17 protein-coding genes are annotated in these 17455 nt (G+C 61.3%); 7 read left to right on the forward strand and 10 right to left on the reverse strand.

Annotation, left to right across the window (positions count from 1 at the left end):
- Window positions 1–10 precede the first annotated feature (10 nt).
- The 3 genes from rsmB to def all read right to left on the reverse strand — a co-directional run bounded on the left by rsmB (window position 11) and on the right by def (window position 2850).
- Window positions 11–1321, reverse strand: a complete 1311-nt coding sequence (gene rsmB / locus AC1RKH_RS11885; protein WP_493062796.1) for a 16S rRNA (cytosine(967)-C(5))-methyltransferase RsmB — start codon at window positions 1319–1321, stop codon at window positions 11–13.
- Window positions 1318–2277 (reverse strand): methionyl-tRNA formyltransferase, encoded by a 960-nt coding sequence (fmt, locus tag AC1RKH_RS11890; RefSeq protein WP_493062797.1) that lies wholly within the window; start codon window positions 2275–2277, stop codon window positions 1318–1320. The genes rsmB and fmt overlap by 4 nt, the downstream gene beginning before the upstream one ends.
- Before the next feature lie 66 nt (window positions 2278–2343).
- Window positions 2344–2850, reverse strand: coding sequence for a peptide deformylase (gene def / locus AC1RKH_RS11895; RefSeq protein WP_123427054.1), 507 nt, complete (start codon window positions 2848–2850; stop codon window positions 2344–2346).
- 171 nt (window positions 2851–3021) lie between these two features.
- Between def and AC1RKH_RS11900 the strand changes: the two genes are divergently transcribed.
- The 3 genes from AC1RKH_RS11900 to tsaC all read left to right on the forward strand — a co-directional run bounded on the left by AC1RKH_RS11900 (window position 3022) and on the right by tsaC (window position 5840).
- Window positions 3022–4047: a LysM peptidoglycan-binding domain-containing protein gene (locus AC1RKH_RS11900; protein ID WP_493062798.1), complete on the forward strand. Its 1026-nt coding sequence runs from the start codon at window positions 3022–3024 to the stop codon at window positions 4045–4047.
- Window positions 4048–4127: 80 nt separating this feature from the next.
- Window positions 4128–5231 (forward strand): DNA-processing protein DprA, encoded by a 1104-nt coding sequence (gene dprA, locus AC1RKH_RS11905; protein ID WP_493062799.1) that lies wholly within the window; start codon window positions 4128–4130, stop codon window positions 5229–5231.
- 51 nt (window positions 5232–5282) lie between these two features.
- Window positions 5283–5840, forward strand: a complete 558-nt coding sequence (gene tsaC / locus AC1RKH_RS11910; protein ID WP_071552626.1) for an L-threonylcarbamoyladenylate synthase type 1 TsaC — start codon at window positions 5283–5285, stop codon at window positions 5838–5840.
- Between the two features lie 133 nt (window positions 5841–5973).
- On the opposite strand, the gene AC1RKH_RS11915 is transcribed toward tsaC, so the two are convergent.
- Window positions 5974–6951: an NADPH:quinone reductase gene (locus AC1RKH_RS11915; protein ID WP_493062800.1), complete on the reverse strand. Its 978-nt coding sequence runs from the start codon at window positions 6949–6951 to the stop codon at window positions 5974–5976.
- A gap of 179 nt (window positions 6952–7130) precedes the next feature.
- Here AC1RKH_RS11915 and hemF point away from each other — a divergent pair, with 179 nt between their 5' ends.
- Window positions 7131–8039: an oxygen-dependent coproporphyrinogen oxidase gene (gene hemF, locus AC1RKH_RS11920; protein WP_123427047.1), complete on the forward strand. Its 909-nt coding sequence runs from the start codon at window positions 7131–7133 to the stop codon at window positions 8037–8039.
- A gap of 104 nt (window positions 8040–8143) precedes the next feature.
- Window positions 8144–8965 carry a shikimate dehydrogenase gene (aroE, locus tag AC1RKH_RS11925; protein ID WP_493062801.1) on the forward strand — a complete coding sequence of 274 codons (822 nt, stop codon included), beginning with the start codon at window positions 8144–8146 and terminating at the stop codon, window positions 8963–8965.
- 115 nt (window positions 8966–9080) lie between these two features.
- Here the strand turns inward: aroE and AC1RKH_RS11930 are convergent, their stop codons facing one another.
- The 3 genes from AC1RKH_RS11930 to betC form a co-directional block, all read right to left on the reverse strand.
- The gene (locus AC1RKH_RS11930) at window positions 9081–10649 is read right to left on the reverse strand and encodes a SulP family inorganic anion transporter (protein ID WP_493062802.1); all 1569 of its coding nucleotides are present in this window, start codon (window positions 10647–10649) and stop codon (window positions 9081–9083) included.
- Window positions 10650–10815: 166 nt separating this feature from the next.
- Entirely contained in the window at window positions 10816–11748 is a 933-nt protein-coding gene (gene choX / locus AC1RKH_RS11935) for a choline ABC transporter substrate-binding protein (RefSeq protein ID WP_493062803.1), read from the reverse strand.
- A gap of 15 nt (window positions 11749–11763) precedes the next feature.
- Window positions 11764–13278, reverse strand: a complete 1515-nt coding sequence (gene betC / locus AC1RKH_RS11940; protein ID WP_493062804.1) for a choline-sulfatase — start codon at window positions 13276–13278, stop codon at window positions 11764–11766.
- A gap of 114 nt (window positions 13279–13392) precedes the next feature.
- On the opposite strand from betC, the gene AC1RKH_RS11945 reads away from it, so the two are divergent.
- Window positions 13393–14343 carry a choline sulfate utilization transcriptional regulator gene (locus AC1RKH_RS11945; protein WP_493062805.1) on the forward strand — a complete coding sequence of 317 codons (951 nt, stop codon included), beginning with the start codon at window positions 13393–13395 and terminating at the stop codon, window positions 14341–14343.
- A gap of 40 nt (window positions 14344–14383) precedes the next feature.
- Entirely contained in the window at window positions 14384–14710 is a 327-nt protein-coding gene (locus AC1RKH_RS11950; protein ID WP_493062806.1) for a DOPA 4,5-dioxygenase family protein, read from the forward strand.
- 136 nt (window positions 14711–14846) lie between these two features.
- On the opposite strand, the gene AC1RKH_RS11955 is transcribed toward AC1RKH_RS11950, so the two are convergent.
- The 3 genes from AC1RKH_RS11955 to trpB form a co-directional block, all read right to left on the reverse strand.
- Entirely contained in the window at window positions 14847–15278 is a 432-nt protein-coding gene (locus tag AC1RKH_RS11955) for an anti-virulence regulator CigR family protein (RefSeq protein ID WP_103314883.1), read from the reverse strand.
- Between the two features lie 123 nt (window positions 15279–15401).
- Window positions 15402–16214 carry a tryptophan synthase subunit alpha gene (gene trpA, locus AC1RKH_RS11960; RefSeq protein WP_493062807.1) on the reverse strand — a complete coding sequence of 271 codons (813 nt, stop codon included), beginning with the start codon at window positions 16212–16214 and terminating at the stop codon, window positions 15402–15404.
- On the reverse strand, window positions 16214–17449 hold the full coding sequence (gene trpB / locus AC1RKH_RS11965) for a tryptophan synthase subunit beta (RefSeq protein WP_123427036.1): 1236 nt from the start codon (window positions 17447–17449) through the stop codon (window positions 16214–16216). Before trpB ends, trpA begins: the two co-directional genes overlap by 1 nt.
- Window positions 17450–17455: the final 6 nt, after the last annotated feature.

The raw sequence follows: 17455 nt of genomic DNA on the forward strand, positions 1-17455 counted from the left end.
TGAAATCCGCTTAACCGCGTGCGGCGGCAATCTTGATCAGCTTGGCGTAATAGAACCCGTCGTGACCGCCCTCTTGCGCCAGCAACTGGCGGCCATGAGGTTGCTTGATGCCGGCCTGGCTGGCGATGTCGAGTTCGCGAGCGCCCGATGTGCGGGCGAGGAAGGCTTCGATGACTTCGGTGTTTTCAGTCGGCAAGGTCGAGCAGGTGGCGTACAGCAGAATGCCGCCGACTTCGAGGGTCGGCCACATTGCGTCCAGCAACTCACCTTGAAGCACCGCGAGCGCGGCGATGTCATCCGGCTGGCGGGTCAATTTGATGTCCGGGTGCCGGCGAATGACGCCGGTCGCCGAGCACGGTGCGTCGAGCAGGATGCGCTGGAACGGCTTGCCGTCCCACCACGCCTGAGTGTCGCGACCGTCGGCGGCGATCAATTCGGCGCTGAGGCCCAGCCGCTCAAGGTTTTCCCGCACGCGAACCAGACGCTTGGCTTCCAGGTCCACGGCCACCACGCCGGCCAGTTTGGGCTCTACTTCGAGGATATGACAGGTCTTGCCGCCCGGTGCGCAGCAGGCGTCGAGCACCCGTTGGCCCGGCGCCAGGTCCAGCAGGTCCGCCGCCAGTTGTGCGGCCTCGTCCTGCACACTGATCCAGCCTTCAGCAAAGCCCGGCAGCTGGCGCACATCGCCCGGCGTGTCGAGCACGATGCCGTCCTGGCTAAACACGCACGGTTTGGCTGCAACGCCGGCATCGCTCAGCAAGGCGAGGTAAGCGTCGCGAGTGTGATGACGACGGTTGACCCGCAGAATCATCGGCGGGTGCGCGTTGTTTGCCGCGCAGATCGCTTCCCATTGCTCAGGCCAGAAAGCCTTGAGGGATTTTTGCAGCCAGCGCGGGTGGGCGGTGCGCACCACCGGATCGTGCTCAAGCTCGGCCAGCAGCGCTTCGCTTTCACGTTGGGCGCGGCGCAGTACGGCGTTGAGCAAGGCTTTGGCCCAGGGCTTTTTCAGCTTGTCGGCGCAACCCACGGTTTCACCGATGGCGGCGTGAGCCGGGACGCGGGTGTAAAGCAGTTGGTAGAGGCCGACCAGCAACAGCGCTTCGACATCGGCGTCAGCGGCTTTGAAGGGTTTTTGCAGCAACTTGGCCGCCAGCGCCGACAAGCGCGGCTGCCAGCGTGCGGTGCCGAAGGCCAGGTCCTGAGTGAAGCCGCGATCGCGGTCTTCGACCTTGTCCAGCTGCGTCGGTAGCGAACTGTTCAGCGAAGCCTTGCCGTTAAGGACGGCGGCCAGTGCCTTGGCGGCGGCCAGACGCGGGTTCATTGGGCGTCCATCGCTTGGCCCAGGACGCTGCCCACGGCAAATTTCTCACGACGACTGTTGAACAAGTCACTGAAGTTCAGCGCTTTGCCACCGGGCAATTGCAGGCGGGTAAGGCACAGCGCCTGTTCACCGCAGGCGACGATCAAGCCGTCCTTGCTGGCGCTGAGGATCTCGCCCGGTGCGCCTTTGCCTTCGGCGAGGCTGGCGGACAGCACTTTCAAGGCTTCGCCGTCGAGCGTGCTGTGGCAGATCGGCCACGGATTGAACGCGCGAACCAGACGTTCCAACTCGACCGCTGGACGGTTCCAGTCGATGCGCGCTTCGTCTTTGTTCAATTTGTGAGCATAAGTAGCGAGGCTGTCGTCCTGAACTTCGCCTTCCAGCGTGCCGGCGGCCAGACCGGCAATTGCCTGAATGACTGCCGGCGGACCCATCTCGGCGAGACGGTCATGCAGGCTGCCGCCGGTGTCAGCGCCGCTGATTGGCGTAGTGACCTTGAGCAGCATCGGCCCGGTGTCGAGGCCGGCTTCCATGCGCATCACGGTCACGCCGCTTTCACGGTCACCCGCTTCGACGGCGCGCTGGATCGGCGCCGCACCGCGCCAGCGTGGCAGTAACGAGGCGTGGCTGTTGATGCAGCCCCGGCGCGGAATATCCAGCACCACTTGCGGCAGGATCAGGCCGTAGGCCACGACGACCATCAGGTCCGGCTTGAGCGCGGCCAGTTCGGCCTGGGCGTCGGCGTTGCGCAGGGTTGGCGGCTGCAGCACCTGGATGTTGTGCTCCAGAGCCAACTGCTTGACCGGGCTCGGCATCAGCTTTTGCCCACGGCCCGCCGGACGATCCGGTTGGGTGTAGACCGCAACGATCTCGTAAGGGCTGTCGAGCAGGGCCTTGAGGTGTTCGGCGGCAAATTCGGGGGTGCCGGCAAAGACAATGCGCAGTGGCTCAGTCATGGGAATTCTCGGTTGGAAACACGCGGAAAAGAAAAAGGCTTGCCGCAGCAAGCCTTTGGAAGGGCATCAAGCGTTCTGGCGATGGAGCTTTTCCAGTTTCTTCTTGATGCGGTCGCGTTTGAGCGTGGACAGGTAATCGACGAACAATTTGCCGTTGAGGTGGTCGCATTCGTGCTGAATGCACACCGCCAGCAGCTCTTCGGCGATCAGCTCGAACGGCTTGCCGTCACGGTCCAGGGCCTTGATCCTGACGCGTTGCGGGCGGTCGACGTTTTCGTAGAAGCCCGGTACCGACAGGCAGCCTTCCTGATACTGGCCCATCTCGTCGGTCAGGGTTTCGAACTCGGGGTTGATGAACACCCGAGGTTCGCTGCGGTCTTCGGAAAGGTCCATGACCACGACGCGTTTGTGCACATTGACCTGGGTTGCCGCGAGGCCGATGCCGGGTGCTTCATACATTGTTTCAAACATGTCATCGACCAACTGCCGCACTTCGTCGTCCACTACGGCCACTGGTTTGGCGATAGTACGCAGGCGCGGGTCGGGAAATTCGAGGATGTTCAAAATAGCCATAAGCGTAATTGCTGCACGTGTGAAGTAAAGTCTGGGCCGATTGCCTGGCGGGTCCGAAGATGCAGGCTACCGTTGTAAAACGTAGTTCCCTTCTTTTCATTAGCAAGAGGGGAGCGAGCCACGGGGGCTCCGGCGTTCTACTCGAATGCACATAATAAAGGGATTCACTGCATGAGGAAATCACTACTCGCCTTGCTGCTTCTAGCCTCGGCCGGTTTCGCACACGGACAAGTGCAACTCAAGGAAGGTTTCCCACAGCATTACACCGTAGTGGCGGGTGACACGCTCTGGGGCATCTCGGGGAAATATCTCCGCGAACCCTGGAAGTGGCCCGAACTCTGGCAGGCCAACCCGCAAATCGAAAACCCGAACCTGATCTATCCCGGCGACTCGCTGTCGCTGGTCTATATCAACGGGCAACCGCGCCTGACCGTCAATCGCGGGGCTTCAAGGGGCACTATCAAGCTCTCGCCACAAGTGCGTAGCACACCGATGGCCGACGCCATTCCGAGCATTCCGCTGCGATCCATCAACAGCTTCCTGTTGAGCAACCGCATCATCGACAACGTAGAAGACTTCAACAAGGCGCCGTATATCGTTGCCGGTGACGCCGAACGGGTGCTCAGTGGCATGGGCGATCGCATTTACGCGCGCGGCAAGTTCGACCCGGCGCATTCGGTGTACGGCATCTTCCGGCAGGGCAAGGTCTACAGCGACCCGCAAAGCAAAGAGTTCCTGGGGATCAACGCCGATGACATCGGCGGCGGCGAGATCATCGCCACTGAAGGCGACGTAGCGACCCTTGCCTTGCAACGCACGACCCAAGAGGTTCGCCTCGGCGACCGCTTGTTCAGCGGCGAAGAGCGGGCGATCAATTCGACCTTCATGCCCAGCGCACCCCCAACCGATATTCACGGCTTGATCATCGACGTGCCACGGGGTGTTACGCAGATCGGCGTGCTTGATGTGGTGACCCTGAACAAGGGCCAGCGCGACGGCTTGGTCGAAGGCAACGTGCTGGTGGTGATGAAAACCGGCGAAACCGTGCGTGACCGGGTGACAGGCGAGCAGGTGAAAATCCCGGATGAGCGCGCCGGTTTGCTGATGATCTTCCGCACCTACGAAAAGCTCAGCTATGGCTTGGTGCTGAACGCCTCGCGCTCCTTGGCGGTGATGGACAAGGTGCGTAATCCGTAAAAGACTCAACAAGTTACCAACAGACTTATCCACAGCTTGTTCCTGAATCAACAGGACCAATAACGATCAAGGATGATCTTATGCCGCTGTTTGCCCCTACGCAGGTTTCGCCGGCGGAACTGGAAGCGCGTTTGCGTTTGCATCGCCTCCCGGAACTCGGACCACGACGTTTTCAAAAGCTGCTCGAAGCCTTTGGCTCGGCCTCAAAAGCCATCAGCGCCCCGGCCAGTGCCTGGCGTGCGTTGGGGTTGCCAGTGGCAAGTGCCGAGGCCAGGCGTAGCCCTGAAATTCGCGACGGCGCCTACCACGCATTGGCCTGGCTAGAGCGTGAAGGCCAGCATTTACTGATGTTTGACCAACCGGGCTACCCGGCGCTGCTGGCAGAAATCAGTGATCCACCGCCGCTGCTGTTCGTCGCGGGCGATCCGGGCATTCTGGAAAAACCGCAGTTGGCGATGGTCGGCAGCCGACGCGCATCGAGGCCGGGGATGGACACCGCCACGGCGTTTTCCCGCAGCCTTGCGGGTGCCGGTTTTGTCATCACCAGCGGCTTGGCATTGGGCATCGATGCGGCGGCGCATCAGGCCGCGCTGGATGTGGGTGGGCAGACGGTTGGAGTGCTCGGCACCGGACTGGAAAATTTTTATCCACAGCGCAATCGACGAATTGCCGACGCGATGATTGCCCAGGGCAGCGCGGTGGTGTCCGAGTTTCCGCTGGATGCCGGGCCACAGGCCAGCAACTTCCCGCGTCGCAACCGGATTATCAGTGGTTTGTCCCTCGGGGTGCTGGTGGTCGAGGCCAGTGTTGCCAGCGGCTCGTTGATCACCGCCAGGCTGGCGGCGGAGCAAGGGCGCGAGGTGTATGCGATTCCAGGCTCCATCCATCATCCCGGCGCCCGTGGTTGCCACCAGTTGATCCGCGATGGCGCAGTGTTGGTGGAAACTATCGAACATATCCTCGAAGGCCTGCGCGGTTGGCAGAATCTGCCGTTATCCACAGAGGCCCCGGCCCCCATTGATCACCCGTTGCTGTGCCTGCTGTTTGCCGCGCCGCATACCAGCGAGGCCCTGGCCGACGCGGCGGGATGGGCATTGCCGAAGGTATTGGCGGCGCTGACAGAGCTTGAAATGGATGGCCGGGCGGTGAGCGAAGGCGGACGCTGGTTTGCGCGCGTAAGCTAGGTTCATAAAAGATCGGTAAACTGCGCACAGCCTTATTTTGGAGAGTCGGTAATGGTCAACAGTTGGCGTGTGCAACAAGCCGCACGAGAAATTCGCGCAGGGGCGGTGATTGCCTATCCAACCGAAGCTGTCTGGGGCCTGGGTTGCGACCCGTGGGACGAAGAGGCGGTGTATCGTTTGCTGGCGATCAAGGGCCGCTCGGTGGAAAAGGGCCTGATCCTGATTGCCGACAACATTCGCCAGTTCGACTTCCTGTTCGAAGACTTCCCGGAACTGTGGATGGATCGCATGGCCAGTACCTGGCCGGGGCCGAACACCTGGCTGGTGCCCCATCAAAACATGCTGCCGCAATGGATCACCGGGGTACACGAGACCGTGGCGCTGCGGGTCAGCGATCATCCGCAAGTGCGGGACTTGTGTGCGTTGGTCGGGCCGTTGGTGTCGACTTCAGCCAACCCGCAAGGCCGGCCGGCAGCGCGCACGCGAATTCGCGTCGAGCAGTATTTCCGTGGGCAAATCGACCTGGTGCTGGGCGGTAATCTGGGCGGACGCAAAAACCCCAGCCTGATTCGCGATCTGGCGACCGGCAAGGTTGTGCGCCCGGCGTGAGACCGAGGTGAACCCATCGCGAGCAGGCTCGCTCCCACAGTAGATCTTTAGCGAACACAGATTTTGTGTACGACAACGATTCAGTGTGGGAGCGAGCTTGCTCGCGATGAGGCCCTTCCAAACACCCTGATACTTAAGGCAGCAACACCGTCGACCCGGTAGTACGCCGCGCCGACAACTCAATGTGCGCCTTCGCCGCTTCAGCCAGTGGATAACGCTGGCTGATGTCCACCTTCAACTTACCGCTGATGATCATCGCGAACAGCTCATCGGCCATGGTTTGCAGGTTCTCGGCATTGTTGGCGTAAGTCCCCAGGGTTGGCCGGGTCACGTACAGCGAGCCCTTCGCGGCAAGAATCCCCAGGTTCACGCCGTCCACCGCCCCCGACGCGTTGCCGAAGCTTACCACCAATCCGCGTGGCGCCACGCTGTCGAGCGAGGTCAGCCAGGTGTCCTTGCCGACGCCGTCGTACACCACGGGGACCTTTTTGCCGTCAGTCAACTCCAGCACCCGCTGTGCGACGTTTTCATGGCTGTAGTCGATGGTTGCCCAGGCGCCGTTGGCCTTTGCCAGCGCGGCTTTCTCCGGCGAGCTGACGGTGCCGATCAACTTAACGCCCAAGGCCTTGGCCCATTGGCAGGCCAGCGAACCGACACCGCCGGCAGCGGCGTGGAACAGAATGGTTTCGCCGCCCTTGAGTTCATAGGTCTGACGCAACAGGTACTGCACGGTCAGGCCCTTGAGCATGACGCCCGCAGCCTGTTCGAAGCTGATGGCGTCCGGCAGATGCACCAGATTGTCTTGCGGCAGTACATGCATCTCGCTGTAAGCGCCCAGCGGGCCACTGCCGTAGGCCACACGGTCGCCGACCTTGAAACGAGTCACTTCACTGCCCACCGCGTCGACCACGCCCGCACCTTCAGAGCCCAGGCCTGATGGCAGGGCTGGCGGTGCATAGAGGCCGCTGCGGAAATAGGTGTCGATGAAATTGAGACCGATGGCCTTGTTACTGACGCGCACTTGCTGAGGGCCGGGCTCGGCCGGTTGGAAGTCCACATACTCAAGCACTTCGGGCCCGCCATGGGCTCGGAACTGGATACGTTTGGCCATCTGCACTCTCCTTGGGTGTGTTTGCCGTCAGTCTTTCGGCGAAGGTCCCTATCGGACTCCTAAGCTTGATCTTCGTCAACTGCGACGGTCACGAGTGCAGTGTTATGCTACGCGCCCATTTGCGCCGGCCGCCGTTCTGATCGAGCGCCGCGTAGCTTTGCCCGATTCAAGGTGATGCCATGACTACCCGCACCGAGGCCGTAAAAGCCTACCTGCTCGACCTGCAAGACCGTATTTGTGCCGCGCTGGAAGCCGAAGACGGTGGTACTCGCTTTGTCGAAGACGCCTGGACCCGGCCTGCCGGTGGTGGCGGTCGTACGCGGGTGATCGAAAACGGCGCAGTTATCGAGAAGGGCGGCGTCAACTTTTCACACGTCTTTGGTAGCGGTCTTCCGCCTTCCGCCAGCGCTCATCGGCCGGAACTGGCTGGACGCGGCTTCGAAGCCCTCGGCGTGTCGCTGGTGATTCACCCGCACAATCCGCATGTACCGACGTCCCACGCCAACGTGCGCTTTTTCATCGCCGAGAAAGAAGGCGAAGAGCCGGTCTGGTGGTTCGGCGGAGGCTTCGACCTGACCCCTTACTACGGCAATGAAGAAGACTGCGTGCACTGGCACCGCGTGGCCGCGCAGGCCTGCGCGCCGTTTGGGCCGGACGTCTACAGTCGTTACAAGGACTGGTGCGACAGCTATTTCCACATCAAGCATCGCAACGAGCCTCGGGGTATCGGCGGTCTGTTCTTCGATGACTTGAACGAGTGGGACTTCGACACCTGCTTCGCCTTCATGCGTGCCATCGGCGACGCTTACATTGACGCTTATCTGCCAATCGTCCAGCGTCGCAAGGCGCAAGCCTTCACCGCGAAGCAGCGCGAGTTCCAGGAATTTCGTCGTGGGCGCTACGTCGAGTTCAACCTGGTTTACGACCGTGGCACGCTGTTTGGTCTGCAATCGGGTGGGCGTACCGAGTCGATCCTCATGTCGCTGCCGCCGCAAGTGCGCTGGGGCTACGACTGGAAGGCCGAGCCTGGCAGCGAAGAAGCGCGCCTGACCGAGTATTTCCTGCAAGACCGCGATTGGTTGGCCTAACCCCTGTAGGAGCTGCCGAAGGCTGCGATCTGTTCAAGGCGTTGCGCCGATTTAGATCAAAAGATCGCAGCCTTCGGCAGCTCCTACGCGAATGAGGAATCCTGATGGACCGTTACGTCGTATTCGGTAATCCGATTGGCCACAGCAAATCGCCGTTGATCCATCGCCTGTTTGCCGAGCAGACCGCTCAGCACCTGGACTACAGCACCTTGCTGGCGCCGCTGGATGACTTTTCCGGTTGTGCCCGGGCGTTTTTCAACGAAGGTCGCGGCGCCAACGTCACCGTGCCGTTCAAGGAAGAAGCCTATCGTCTGGCCAACAGCCTGACGGAACGGGCCCAGCGAGCGGGTGCGGTCAACACCTTGAGCAAACTGGCGGATGGCAGCCTGTTGGGTGACAACACCGATGGTGCCGGGCTGGTGCGGGACCTGACGGTCAACGCCGGGTTCAGCCTGCGCGGTAAACGCATTCTGCTGTTGGGCGCTGGCGGCGCTGTGCGTGGCGCGCTGGAACCGTTACTGGCCGAGCAGCCGGCGTCGGTGATCATCGCCAACCGTACCCTGGAAAAAGCCGAATTGCTGGCCGAACTGTTCGCCGATCTCGGCCCGGTGTCTGCCAGTGGTTTCGACTGGCTACGTGAGCCGGTCGACCTGATCATCAACGCAACGTCGGCCAGTCTGTCAGGCGATGTACCGCCGATTGCCAGCAGCCTGATCGAACCGGGCAAGACTGTTTGCTACGACATGATGTACGGCAAGGAGCCGACCTCGTTCTGCCGCTGGGCCAGCGAACACGGCGCTGCGGTGTCGATGGATGGCCTGGGGATGCTCGCCGAACAGGCCGCCGAAGCGTTCTTTCTGTGGCGCGGCGTACGCCCGGACACCGCACCGGTGCTGGCCGAACTCCGCCGCCAACTGGCGTTATAACCAATGTGGGAGCGAGCTTGCTCGCGATAGCCATCTGTCAGTCACATCAGTGCTGGAAGTTGCTGGCGTCATCGCGAGCAAGCTCGCTCCCACAGGGGGCCATCGTGATGTCGGTTTAATCCTCGAACCGGATCGGGCATTTCTCCGGTCCTTCGAGCTTCATCAACTCCTCGACCACATGCCCCCGCGCCCGGCGCAGGATCAGGCTGCGGTCTTGTCTGAGCAGTCGTCGCGCTTCCTGGTGCAGCATCTCCACGCCGGAATAGTCGATGAAGTTGATGTACTGCCCTTCGATCACCACCTTCAACCCTTGAGTGCGTTGCAAACGCACTTGCAGGTAGTGGCTGGCGCCGAAGAAGATCGAGCCGCCGACCCGCAAAATCTCTTCATCGCCTTCGCGCCACTGCTGCACGCGGGGTTGTGAGGTGCGCTTGAGGTAGAAGAACAGCGAGACCAGCACACCGGCATAGATTGCCGTTTGTAGCTCCAGCAGCAAGGTAGCGACGCAGGTCAGTGCCATCACCGCGAATTCGGCATGGCTGACCCGGAACAACGCGCGAATGCCGCGATGGTCCACCAATCCCCAGCAAATCAGCAGAATGCTCCCGGCCATGGCCGGAATCGGGATATGCGCAATCAGCGCCGCCCCAGCCACCGCAAACAACGCCACCCACAGCGCCGAGAACACCCCGGCCAACGGCGAGCAGGCGCCCGCTTCATAACTCAAACCTGAACGGGTGAAGGAGCCGGCCGACAAGGAGCCTGAGAAAAAACTGCCGACAATGTTCGAAAGCCCCTGCGCGCGGACTTCCTGATTCGCATCGAGCAACTGCTGCGAACGCGCCGACAACGAGCGGGCAATCGACAGGCTGGTGACCAGCCCGAGCATGCCGACCGCCACCGCGCTGGGCAGCAGACGCAACATCAGGTCCAGATCCAGCGGTAACGGGCTGAATGGCGGCAGCCGGCCAACGAACGAACTGACCAACTTCACATGGCCAAACATCGATGGCCACAGCCACACCAACAGGCCGCTGAAGATCAGGCTGATCAGCAGACTCGGCCAGCGCGGCAGCAGCAGTTTCAGCGCGATGCCTACCGCCAGCGTGACGAGGCCCAGCACCAGCGACGGTTTATCCAGCTCGCCGATGTCGCCGATCAATGACATCAGGCTGTTCAGCGCCGTGGCCTGATTCGGCAGGTCCAGCCCCAAGAGGTTCGGCAGTTGCCCGAGGGCGATCACCACCGCCGCACCGAGGGTGAAACCCAGCACCACCGAGTGCGAGACGAAGTTCACCAGCGCGCCAAAGCGCAGCATGCCCAGCAGCCACTGGAAAACACCGGCGAGGAAGGTCAGCAGCAGAATCAGCGTGACGTAATCCTGGGAACCGGGCACGGCCAAGGGACTGACGCTGGCGTAAAGAACGATAGAGATTGCTGCCGTCGGGCCACAGATCAAATGCCAGGAGGAGCCCCAGAGGCAGGCGATCAACACCGGAATGATGGCGGCGTACAAGCCATATTCGGCGGGTAACCCGGCGATCAATGCGTAGGCAATGGATTGCGGCAACGCAAGAATCGCCCCGCTGAGGCCAACGACAAGATCGCGGCCGACGTTGGCGCGGGTTTGCCTGGGCAGCCAGCTGAGAAAGGGGAAGAGTTTATGGCGGTTGGGGATTGCCATGGGGCCTCTTGATTGGGGTTTTGGCGAAAGAGTATCAGGGCTGAGGTGATCGTTCCCATGCTCTGCGTGGGAATGCCGCCATGGACGCTCCGCGTCCGCTGCTAGAAGTGACGCGGAGCGTCACGGGATGCATTCCCACGCGGGAGCGTGGGAACGATCATCGAGCTCAGAGTTTTGCTTTCACAATCGGCAACGCGTCCTTCCCATCCACGGTCTTCACGCCATCAAGCCACTTGTCCAGCACCGCCGGATTGGCCTTGATCCACGCTTTCGCCGCATCGGCGTTGCTGACCTTTTTGTTCACCACCTCGGCCATGATGCTGTTCTCCATCTCCTGGGTGAAGCTCAGGTTGGTCAGCAGTTTGCCGACGTTCGGGCAGGCCTGTGCATAACCTTTACGGGTCAGGGTGTGGACGCTGCCGGTGTCGCCGAAGTACTTCTCGCCGCCCTTCAGGTAATGCATTTTCAGCTGCACGTTCATCGGGTGCGGGGTCCAGCCGAGGAAGGTCACGAACTTCTGCTTTTTCACCGCGCGGGACACTTCGGCGAGCATCGCCTGTTCGCTGGACTCGATCAGCTTCCACTGGCCGAGGTCGAAATCGTTCTTCTTGATAATCTCTTGCAGCGAGATGTTCGCCGGCGCGCCGGAGCCGATGCCATAGATCTTCTTGTCAACTTCCCCAGGATGCAGGTCCGCGTATTTGTTCAGGTCGGCAAAGTCATGCACGCCGGCGTCCCACACATAGTCTGGCACGGCCAGGGTGAACTCGGTGCCGTCGAGGTTCTTCGACAGTTGGGTGACATCGCCATTGGCCACGAACTTGTCGTAGAAACCCTGCTGCGCCGGCATCCAGTTGCCCAGGAACACATCGACCTGGCCATCCTTGAGTCCGCCAAAGGTGATCGGCACAGCCAGGGTGTCGACCTTGGCCTTGTAACCCATGCCTTCAAGCAGGAAACCGGTGATGGCGTTGGTCGCGGCGATGTCGCTCCAGCCCGGGTCCGCCATCTTCACCGTGTCGCAGCTTTGCTCGGCGTAGGCCGACACACTGCTCAAGGCCAGCAGCCCCGCTGTCAGTACTGTGGATAACCTTTGCATGTTCTTCCCCTTACGTTATTGGTTTTGGCAGGGTTGTGGATAACGTGCTTTGCGCTCCAGATCATCGAGGTCGATGTGGTTGCGCATGTACTGCTGACTGGCGTCGACCAGCGGCTGGTGGTCCCAGCTCTTCAGCTTGCCGAGGGTCAGCGCCTGAGTGACGAAGCGTCGTCGGCGCTGGCTGGCGAGCACCTGTTGGTGGATCGCCGGGATATTCCATTTAGCCCGTGCTTCGGCGAGAAAATCCTCGAACACCTGGCGATGTTGCGCGGATTGGCTGAGTTCTTCCTGTTCGTGCGGATCGTTGTGCACATCGAAGAGCAGACACGGGTCGTCTTCGCTGTAGATGAATTTGTACGCGCCACGGCGGATCATCATCAGCGGACTGATGGTGCCTTCGGCCATGTATTCGCCAAACACCTCGTCGTGCCCGCCCTGCCCCTGCAAGTGCGGCACCAGCGAGCGACCGTCCAGTGGCAAGCCGGGTTCCAATGTGCCGCCGGCCAGTTCCACCAGGGTCGGCAACAGGTCGGCGGTGGACACCACAGCCCTGACTCGCCCAGCAGCGAACTGCCCCGGCGCGCTGACCAGCAGCGGTACGCGGGCGGCCATTTCGAACCAGTGCATTTTGTACCAGAGTCCACGCTCGCCAAGCATGTCGCCATGGTCACCAGAGAAGACGATGGTGGTGTTCTCGATCAGTCCGGTTTCTTCGAGGGTTTGCAGAAGTTTGCCGACGTTGCTATCGATATAGCTGCACGCACCGAAATAGGCGCGGCGCGCATCGCGAATCTTATCCACAGGCAGCGGCTTGTCCCACAGGTCGTAGACCTTGAGCAGACGCTGGGAGTGCGGATCGAGTTCGTCTTGCGCCGGGGTTTCCGGCAGCGGGATGTCTTTGTCGTCGTACAGGTCCCAAAAGGCTTTGGGAATGGTGTACGGATCGTGTGGGTGAGTCATCGACACAGTCAGGCAGAACGGCTGATCGCCGTCTTCGCGGATGTGATCGAACAGGTACTGCTGGGCCTTGAACACCACCTCTTCGTCGAAATCCAGCTGATTGGTGCGCACGCAGGGCCCGGCCTGCAGCACCGAGGACATGTTGTGATACCAGCTCGGGCGCACGTCCGGTTCATCCCAGTTCACTGCCCAACCGTAGTCAGCCGGGTAGATATCGCTGGTCAGGCGTTCTTCGTAGCCATGCAGCTGATCCGGGCCACAGAAATGCATCTTGCCGGACAGCGCAGTGCGGTAGCCGAGGCGCCGCAGGTAGTGGGCATAGGTCGGCACGTCTGCAGGAAAATCCGCCGCGTTGTCGTAGGCGCCGATCTTGCTCGGCAACTGGCCGCTGACCAGGGTGAACCGCGAAGGTGCGCATAACGGGCTATTGCAATACGCGGCGTCGAACACCACGCCTTGCGCGGCCAGGCGGCTCAGGTTGGGCAGCTTGATCGGCGATGGGCCGTAGAACGGCAACAGGGGCGCAGCCATTTGATCGGCCATGATGAAAAGAATGTTCTTGCGCTTCATGTGATCGCGGCATTCCATAGTGAGGAGTTATGCGAAAGTGCTGTGATCGAGGATGTAGCCCACGCACTTCGTGGTAAAGCCCACGCCAGGCAATGACTAGGATAAGAACAGCTTATGTATGACGCCCTTGGTGATTTGTCCCTGGACCTGTTCCGCGCCTTTGAAGCCGCCGCGCGCCATCGCAGCTTCACGGCAGCGGCGGTAGAGCTTGGTACCACGCAACCGGCTGTCAGCCAGCAGATCAAACGGTTGGAGGAGCAACTCGGTACGCGGCTGTTTGACCGCATCTACCGAGGTATCGAGCTGACCGAGGCCGGGGCGATTCTGTTCGAGCAAGTGCAGGCCGGTTTGCAGAACATCGACGCCGGGCTGAATGCGATCAGCGCCCAGCATCAGCACGAGGTGTTGCAGGTGGCCACCGATTTCGCCTTCGCCGCGTATTGGCTGATGCCGCGACTGCACCGTTTTCATGAAGCCAATCCGCAGGTGGACGTCAGCCTGGTCACCAGCGAGCGCAGCCACAACATGCTGCGCACCGACATTGACGTGGCCGTGCTGTTTGGCGACGGGCGCTTCAAACAGGGCGAAAGCCATTGGTTGTTCAGTGAAGAAGTGTTCCCGGTGTGCAGTCCGCTGCTGCTTAAAGACCGCGCGGTGCCCCTGCCCGCCCACGCCTTGCAGGAGCTGCCGTTGCTGCATTTGCGCGGCGAAAACAGCAGCCACTGGTTCGACTGGAGCGGCGTGTTCCGCACCTTGGGCATCGCCACACCTCCCGCGCCGGGGCAGTTGCGCTTCGACAATTACACGCTGCTGATTCAAGCGGCGATTGGCGGCCAGGGCGTGGCCATCGGTTGGCGACACCTTGTGGATAACTTGCTGGCGCAAGGCTTGTTGTGCCGACCGATTGCCGAGACGGCGATGTCGAGCTTCGGCTATTACGTGGTCCTGCCCCAGCGCAAACGCCGCAGCGCGCTGATCCAGAAGTTCGTTGACTGGCTGATGACCGAACAGGCCAGCAGCGCGGAGTCGCTGACAGGTTTGGCCCTGCCGTCGATTGCGGTGTAGCGTTGCGGGTGGGGAATGAATCCCGAGACACGAGAACACTATGCAGCGGATCAAGGGCTACCACGCCCACGTTTACTTCAATACGAACACCATCGATCAGGCGCGAGCCCTGTGTGAGCAGGCTGCGCAGTTGTTTCCGCTGAAGATGGGCCGGGTGCACGAACGGCCGGTAGGCCCACACCCGGACTGGAGCTGCCAGTTGGCCTTCGCGCCGGAGCAGCTCGGCGAAGTGCTGCCGTGGCTGGCGCTCAATCGCAAAGGTTTGGTGGTGTTTGTGCACCCGGATACCGGTGATGACCTGGCCGACCACACCGACCATGCGATCTGGATGGGCGCGATACGGCCACTGGATTTGTCGATTTTTTGAGCAGAATTGGGAGCTGGGTTGGCTGTCAGGGCCTCATCGCGAGCAAGCTCGCTCCCACAGGGGAACGCATTTCAATGTGGGAGCGAGCTTGCTCGCGATGACGGTGGTTTGGACTACACAAAACCCCGATCAACACTCAATACAGCACACCCTCCAGCACCTCATAAACCACCCCGGTGCCTATGGCGATCAGCACAATGTCGCCGCCCATGCGTCGCCATTCGTAACCTGGGTAGTACGGCAAGTGTTCGAGGGCTCGGCTGTCCAGGCGTTCGCCGTAGTAGCCGCGCGGCAAAGGTTGGCCTCTGACCCAGCGAACGCCCGGCGGTGGTGGTGCACCGCGGACGAAATACCCGTGGTTGACGCGGATCACTTCGCGCACCGGACCGAAGTCCCGAGGTGGCCCTCTGAATTCAGGGCCATGCTCGCGGTGTTCATCGCCACGATGCTCATACCGCGGGCCGCCGCGATCATGATCGTCGCGTTCATCGGCGCTTACGTGGAGCAAGGGCGTGGCGCTGAGCATCAATACACCCAGGCTGGCAATCAGGCGTTTGGGCATTTTCATTTGGGTCTTCCTCAGAGCATCCACAGCAAAAAAAGGGGCTCAGAACTCGGTTCCAAACCCCTGGGTCTTGCTATTTAGTCTGCGGCGCCGGGCGCTAATTCCTCTGTATCAGGAACTTTACTCTTAGCTGACGCGGGCTTTACGCACGCCTTCGGACAACGCCGAGCACAGGCTCAGCACGCCGTCGATGGCCTGCTCAGGCGTGGTCGCGTTGGCGATGTGGTCGATCAGTGCCGAACCCACCACCACGCCGTCTGCCAGACGGGCGATGGACGCCGCTTGCTCCGGTGTGCGGATGCCGAAACCGATGCTGATCGGCAGGTCGGTGTGGCGACGCAAGCGGGTGACGGCTTCTTCGACGTGTTCCAGGGTCGCTGCGCCAGCACCGGTCACACCGGCTACCGACACGTAGTAAACGAAACCGGAACTGCCATTGAGCACAGTCGGCAGGCGCACGTCGTCGGTGGTCGGGGTGGTCAGGCGGATGAAGTCGATGCCTGCCGCTTGCGCCGGGTCGCACAGCTCGGCGTTATGCTCAGGTGGCATGTCGACCACGATCAGGCCATCGACACCGGCTTCTTTGGCATCGCTGATGAAGCGTGGTACGCCGTAGTAATGAATCGGGTTGAAGTAACCCATCAGCACCAGCGGAGTGTCGTTGTTGTCTTTGCGGAACTCGCGAACCATTTGCAGGGTTTTCGCCAGGTTCTGTTTGGCACCCAGGGCGCGGATGTTGGCAAGCTGGATCGCCGGGCCGTCGGCCATCGGATCGGTGAAGGGCATGCCCAACTCGATCACGTCGGCGCCGGCCGCTGGCAGACCCTTGAGGATCGCCAGCGAGGTGTCATAGCTCGGGTCGCCGGCAGTGACGAAGGTTACCAGAGCGGCGCGGTTCAGTTCTTTGAGTTCGGCGAAGCGTGTTTGCAGGCGGCTCATCAGTGTTTCTCCTGCTGGGAGTGCTCTTGTTGAGAGTGCTCCATGTGGTGCATCACGGTCTGCATGTCTTTGTCGCCACGGCCGGAAAGGTTGACCACCATCAGGTGATCTTTCGGCAGGGTCGGTGCGCGTTTGAACACTTCGGCCAGGGCGTGGGCGCTTTCCAGTGCAGGAATAATCCCTTCCAGGCGGCAGCATTTGTGGAAGGCGTCGAGGGCTTCGTGGTCAGTTACCGAGGTGTACTGGACGCGGCCGATGTCATGCAACCAGGCGTGTTCCGGACCGATACCCGGGTAATCGAGGCCGGCGGAGATCGAGTGGGCGTCGATGATCTGGCCATCGTCGTCCTGCAGCAGGAAGGTCCGGTTGCCGTGCAGCACGCCCGGTACGCCGCCGTTCAGGCTGGCCGCGTGTTTGCCGGTTTCGATGCCATGACCTGCCGCTTCAACGCCAATGATTTCGACGCTTTTGTCATCGAGGAACGGGTGGAACAGGCCCATGGCGTTGGAACCACCGCCGATGCACGCTACCAGGCTGTCCGGCAGGCGGCCTTCCTGGGCTTGCAGCTGTTCGCGGGTTTCCTTGCCGATCACCGCCTGGAAGTCGCGGACCATCGCCGGATAAGGGTGCGGGCCGGCCACGGTGCCGATCAGGTAGAAGGTGCTGTCGACGTTGGTCACCCAGTCACGCAGGGCTTCGTTCATCGCGTCTTTCAGGGTGCCGGTGCCGGCAACTACCGGGATCACTTCGGCGCCCAGCAACTTCATGCGGAACACGTTGGCCTGTTGGCGCTCGATGTCGGTGGTGCCCATGTAGATCACGCAATCGAGGCCAAAACGTGCAGCCACGGTGGCGGTCGCCACGCCGTGCATGCCGGCGCCGGTCTCGGCGATGATGCGTTTTTTACCCATGCGCCGCGCCAGCAGGATCTGGCCGATGCAGTTGTTGATCTTGTGCGCGCCGGTGTGGTTCAGCTCTTCGCGCTTGAGGTAAATCTTCGCGCCGCCGCAGAATTCGGTCAGGCGTTCGGCGAAGTACAGTGGGCTTGGACGGCCGACGTAGTCGCGCTGGAAGTAGGCCAATTCCTCTTTGAATGCTGGATCTTCCTTGGCCGCTTCGTATTCGCGGGCCAGGTCGAGTATCAACGGCATCAGGGTTTCGGCAACGTAGCGGCCGCCGAACGCGCCAAACAGGCCGTTGGCATCAGGGCCGTTACGCAGATTAGTCTGGGTCATGGGGCG

This window comes from Pseudomonas sp. GW822-FHT06B12, assembly GCF_058799675.1.